The organism is Streptomyces sp. SID14478 (genome assembly GCF_010548525.1).
In the GTDB taxonomy this organism is placed as follows: Bacteria; Actinomycetota; Actinomycetes; order Streptomycetales; family Streptomycetaceae; genus Streptomyces.
This window is the reverse complement of the sequence record NZ_JAAGMG010000918.1, coordinates 1-4,799: the sequence shown is the minus strand read 5'-3', so window position 1 is coordinate 4,799 and position 4,799 is coordinate 1. Positions and strand designations below refer to the sequence as shown.

At 71.8% G+C, this 4,799-nt stretch carries 5 protein-coding genes and 1 pseudogene; 1 reads left to right on the top strand and 5 read right to left on the bottom strand.

Going from position 1 to position 4,799, the window contains the following annotated elements; translation table 11 throughout:
• The 3 genes and pseudogenes from G3I40_RS47995 to G3I40_RS29975 form a co-directional block, all read right to left on the bottom strand.
• A pseudogene (locus tag G3I40_RS47995) lies at positions 1-888 on the bottom strand (hypothetical protein); the annotation flags it as partial.
• 299 nt (positions 889-1,187) lie between these two features.
• Entirely contained in the window at positions 1,188-1,403 is a 216-nt protein-coding gene (locus tag G3I40_RS29980) for an EF-hand domain-containing protein (protein WP_164305769.1), read from the bottom strand.
• A gap of 46 nt (positions 1,404-1,449) precedes the next feature.
• Complete coding sequence (locus tag G3I40_RS29975; protein ID WP_164305768.1) at positions 1,450-2,367, bottom strand: MerR family transcriptional regulator; 918 nt, start codon at positions 2,365-2,367, stop codon at positions 1,450-1,452.
• Positions 2,368-2,418: 51 nt separating this feature from the next.
• On the opposite strand from G3I40_RS29975, the gene G3I40_RS29970 reads away from it, so the two are divergent.
• Positions 2,419-3,051 carry a GNAT family N-acetyltransferase gene (locus tag G3I40_RS29970; protein WP_164305767.1) on the top strand — a complete coding sequence of 211 codons (633 nt, stop codon included), beginning with the start codon at positions 2,419-2,421 and terminating at the stop codon, positions 3,049-3,051.
• Positions 3,052-3,058: 7 nt separating this feature from the next.
• Here G3I40_RS29970 and G3I40_RS29965 read toward each other — a convergent pair whose 3' ends face one another.
• Complete coding sequence (locus G3I40_RS29965; protein WP_343245058.1) at positions 3,059-4,231, bottom strand: PQQ-binding-like beta-propeller repeat protein; 1,173 nt, start codon at positions 4,229-4,231, stop codon at positions 3,059-3,061.
• Positions 4,228-4,799, bottom strand: a 572-nt coding sequence (locus G3I40_RS29960) for a polysaccharide deacetylase family protein (RefSeq protein ID WP_164305766.1), incomplete at its 5' end; no start/stop codon positions are given. The genes G3I40_RS29965 and G3I40_RS29960, both read right to left, overlap by 4 nt.

The window sequence follows — 4,799 nt, the reverse complement described above, 5'->3', positions numbered from 1 at the left end:
GACGCCCGCGTAGCCGCGGGGCGCCGCGGCGCCGGCGGTCTCGTGGACGCGCTCCAGCGTCATGCAGGGCCGCCGGCCGGGGCATCCGTCGGCGAACCGCTGCTGGATGGCGGGCCAGGCGCTGGGCCTGTCCGGGCCGAGGCCCGCGTCGTTGAGGGGGCGGTTCTTGAGGGCGGCGCCGAGTTCGGGTACGACCGGGGGGCAGGGCTTGGCGCCGACGACCTCGATCCGGTCGCCCGCGTGCATCACCTCGCCCTGCCCCGGGCGGGTGAAGCCGAGGTAGGCGCAGGGGCCGAACTCCGGGTCGTCGACGTCCTCGTAGACACGGACGAGCTCGACGCAGAGCTTCTTCTGGGGGCACTGGTCGGCGAACGCCTGCTGGAGCTGCGGCCACGCGGCGTTCTCCTCGTCCGTGTAGTCGAGGGGGCGCCCCTTCTGCTGGAAGTCCGGGATGTGCATGGGCGATCCGGGCACGCCGCCGTTGCCGCCGTTCCCGCCGTTCCCGCCGTTCCCGCCGCCGCCGTTGTCCCCGCCGCCGCTGGGGAGGCCGGGCGCACCGTCATCGCCCCCGCCGTCCGTCGCCCCGCCTCCGGAGTCCGACGTGCCTGCGGAGCCGGACGAACCGTCGCCCCCGTTCGCGCCGCCGCCGGAGGCGCCGCTCCCCGAACCGCCGTTCTCGGTACCGCCGTTGACGGTCCCGCCGATGCCGTCCCCCTCGCCGCCGACCGTCCCTCCGTCGTCCCCGCCGCCCGGCGTCAGGGAGTCGGACAGACCCGTTGCCCCGCCGGACCCCTCGGAGGCGTCGGGCCCGCCCTTGGCGCATCCCGCCGCCGGCAGGGCCAGCACCAAGGCGACCCCGACCCCTGTGATCCATCCCTGTTTGACCATGTCGCACCCGCTGTGTCGGATTCGCCCCGATGGGCGTGAGCAGAGGGAGGATGGCACCGCGAACGGCCCGGCGGGAGGGGCCGACAGGGGTAGTCCGGACCGATCGGTCGGACCGGGCCCGGCTTCGTGCGGGAACCTGCTACGGCGAGGCCGTCGCCTGTGTGTACTGCCGGGCCGACAGGACCGTGTACGGAACGCGGCCCGGCACACCTCGGCTCTGACCGCCTCCGTGCGGGCGGTGCTGTCCGCGGTGAACCGGGCCGCGCCCGTCAACTGCAGATGGAAGTCGGGCCCCAGCCTCAGGCCTTGTTCAGGTTGGCCCAGAACTCGTCGAAGGAGAGGACCTTGTCGCCGTTGGCGTCCTGCCGGGCGATGAGGGCCTCGGCCACCGACTCGGTGACGTGGAAGTCGCCCATCTGTGCCATGGCGCTCTTGTACTCGGCCGCCGTGATGAAGCCGTCGCCGTCCGCGTCGAACCGCTCGAACGCCTTGCGTGCCGCCTCGATGTCCGCCACCGGGACCACCCCTCGTTTACGTACTGCTGTCTTGACGGGGGTCAGATTAGCTGGCCGGGTGCGCGCGCAGTGCGGCGAGTACCCAGGCGAACTCCTCGCGGTGCCGGCGCTGCACCGCAGCGCCCTTGAGGACGGTGAGCAATTCGCGGTAGCGGTTGACCTTGCTGTCCATCGTGGTCAGCAGCCGGTCCAGGACCGCGGACCGGTCGGCGTCGGGGCCGAGCAGCTCGCGCAGTACCGCGTCGGCCTGCGCGGACTCGGGGGCGACGCCGTCGCGCATTGCGTCCCCGGCCAGGACGACGAGCCTCTGCAGGAACTGCATGGAGGCGCCGGCCGCCTCCTCGGGGGGCCGGTCCGCCGCGTTGTACTCGGAGGCCCGGCGCATCTTCGCCTTGAACTCCGGGTCCTGGAGCAGCTCGGCGAGTTCCACCCAGGCGTCGACCTGCTCGGGCGTCGGGTCGTCGGGCAGCCCGGCGCTCATGCCGCGCATCCGCTCCTGGATCACCGGATCGACGTTGTCCAGGCCGTGCAGCATCTCCTCGGCGAACTCGTCCATGATCCGCTTGCGTTCGGCGGCTGACTGGCGTGCCAGCTTGTTCATCAGGGCCATCTCCTCGGCGCTCGATTTCCTCTTCGCGACGGTCGACAGGACGGCCCGGTTCAGCCGGAGCACCTTGATCTGCGCGTCGAGCGCCGCGACGTGCGCGGCGGCGACGGCAGCGATGTCCGCCTCCCCGGCCAGCACCTTGCGTACGTCGTCCAGGCCGAACCCCAGCTCGCGCAGCGTGCGGATCAGCTCCAGACGGGCCACGGACGCGGCGTCGTACAGCCGGTAGCCGCCGTGGCTGCGGGTCAGCGGGTGCAGGACGCCCTCGTCGGACCAGTAGCGGATGGTGCGCACCGTGAGTCCGGTGCGCCGTGCCAGCTGTCCGATCGTGAGCAGGGGCGGGCCGTCGTCGATCATGTCTGGGAGTCTGGGCCTTCCAGTGGGTGGAGACTCAAGCGAGGAGCCGATGTGACTCTGCGGGACATTCTGGACGCGGCGGCCAAGGGCGTCTTTCCCGCGCCCGACGCAACCCTGACGGTCGTGCCGCAGATGAACGCACGGGACGCGGGCGTCCTCGCGTTCACCGCGCACACCGTGGTGTTCACCGACGAGCCCGGGGACTGGGTGCGCGAGACGCTGGCCGCGGTGGACTGCGACGCGCTGGCGGCGCCCATGAACGCCCGGTTCCTGGCCGCGTTCATGGACCGCACGGGCCGCGCCCACGACACGATCGACCTGCTGACGGCCGCCCCCGCGCTGGCCGGCCCGCCGCCGCTGGAACTGCGCGAGATCCGGGACCGGGAGCACCCTCGGGTGACGCGGGCGCTCACCCACCGGGACGACGTACGGGTGTGGGAGGCGGACGGCGGGGTGCTGGTCCTCGGGCGCGGGGTCGGCGGGCGCTGGGAGGTCGCGATCGAGGTGGACGAGGACGTACGCCACCGGGGGCTCGGGCGGCAACTGGCGCTCGCCGCCCGGCACCTGGTTCCCGCGGAGCACGTGTGGGCGCAGCAGTCGCCCGGGAACGCGCGCAGCGTGCGGGTGTTCCAGGCGGCGGGCTACCGCCCGGTGGGGTCGGAGGCGCTGATGCTCGCCCTGTGAGGGCCGTCTAGCGGAAGATGCCGGTGTGGCCGAGCGAGTAGCGGCCCGGCTGCGGGTAGACCGCGAGGCCGTGCGGGCCGTTGCCGACGGGGATGCGGGCGATCTGGACGCCGGTGCGGGTGTCGATGGCGTACACCTCGGAGTCGTAACGGCCGGACAGCCACAGGGTGTTGCCGTCCGCCGAGACGCCGCCCATGTCGGGGCTGCCGCCCTGGGGCAGCTTCCACTTCTTCGTCAGCTTGTTCCGCGTGAAGTCGAAGACCGAGATGGTGCCCTCGCCGCGGTTGGAGACGTACATCTCCTTGGAGTCGCGGCTGACGTAGAGGCCGTGCGTGCCCTTGCCGGTGGGCAGCAGCTGGGGCTTGGAGAAGGTGTCGCCGTCCAGTACCCACATGCCGTCGGCCATCATGTCGGCGACGTAGAACTTCTTGCCGTCGGGGGACATCTTCACGTCCTGCGGCATGGCCCCCTTGAAGGGGAGCTTCTGCTGCTGCACGACCTTCATCCTCGCCGTGTCGACCTTCAGCAGTTCGCCGCTGAACTCGCAACTGACCAGGAAGTAGCGGCCGTCGAGGGAGAAGTCGGCGTGGTTGACGCCGTAGCAGGAGACCGGCTCGGTGTGCTGGATCTTCATGGTGTGCGGGTCGCGGAAGACCAGCTCGCGGTCGAGCGAGGCCATCACGACGGCGTGCTTGCCGTCGGGGGTGAAGTAGAGGTTGTACGGGTCGTGCACGTCGACCCGCTTGCCCGCCTTGCCGGTCTTGGGGTCGATGGGCGTGAGGGTGTTCCCCTTGTCGTCGTTGACCCACAGCGTCTTCATGTCCCAGGAGGGGACGACGTGCTGGGGCTGGCGGCCGACCGGGATCGTCTTGATGACCTCGAACGTCTTGGGGTCGATGACGGAGACGGTGTCGGACTCGGTGTTGGGGACGTACACGCGGGACGGGAAGTCCTTGACCACCGGGGAGAGCTTGTTGGGCCGGTCGGCCGCGTACACGTCCTTGGGGTCGAGGACGGGCGGCATCCCGGGCAGTCCGTGGACCGGCTTCTGCTTCGGTACGGCGGGTTTGACCGGCTTGGCGATCTCGGCCCGCTCGGCGCCGCAGCCCGCGAGCGCGGCGAGGACGGTGGTGACGGCAGCGGCGACGAGGACGCCGGTGCGGCGGGAGGTGATGTTCACGTGAGCAGCTCCGTGCAGGTCACCGCGGACAGGCCGCGACGGTCGAGGTGGTCAAGGAGGGGTGGCAGGGCGGCGATCGTGTCCTGGTATCCGAAGTGCAGGCTGACGACCGAGCCGGGCCGCACGGCCGAGGTCACGTTGGTGACGACCGTGTCCGCGCCGGGCGAGGTGAAGTCCAGCGAGTCGACGTCGTACGACAGGACGTGCGGGTAGCCGGCGCGCTGGGCGAGGCGGGCCACGAGCGGCGTCGCCGTCTGGGTGCGCGAGGGCCGGAACCAGGTGCCGATGGATCCGGTGAGGCGGCGCAGTCGCTGTGCGCAGCCGGTGATCTCGGCGTACGCGTCGGCCTCGGACATGGTGTTGACGTCGCGGTGGTGGAGGGTGTGGTTGCCGAGGTCGTGGCCGCCGTCGAGGATGCGCCGGGCGATGGCCGGGTGCTCGTCGAGCCAGGTGCCGACGGCGAGCACGGTGACACGGGCGCGGGCCCGCTCGGCCTCCTTGAGGACCGCGTCGGCGATCGCCGGGTCGCCCTGCCCGTGGAAGGTGAGCGCGACCCGGCCGCCGGTGC

Bases quoted from the DNA above. Each gene is read 5' to 3' on its own strand.
- G3I40_RS29975 (WP_164305768.1), bottom strand. From the start codon at position 2,367: ATGATCGACGACGGCCCGCCCCTGCTCACGATCGGACAGCTGGCACGG.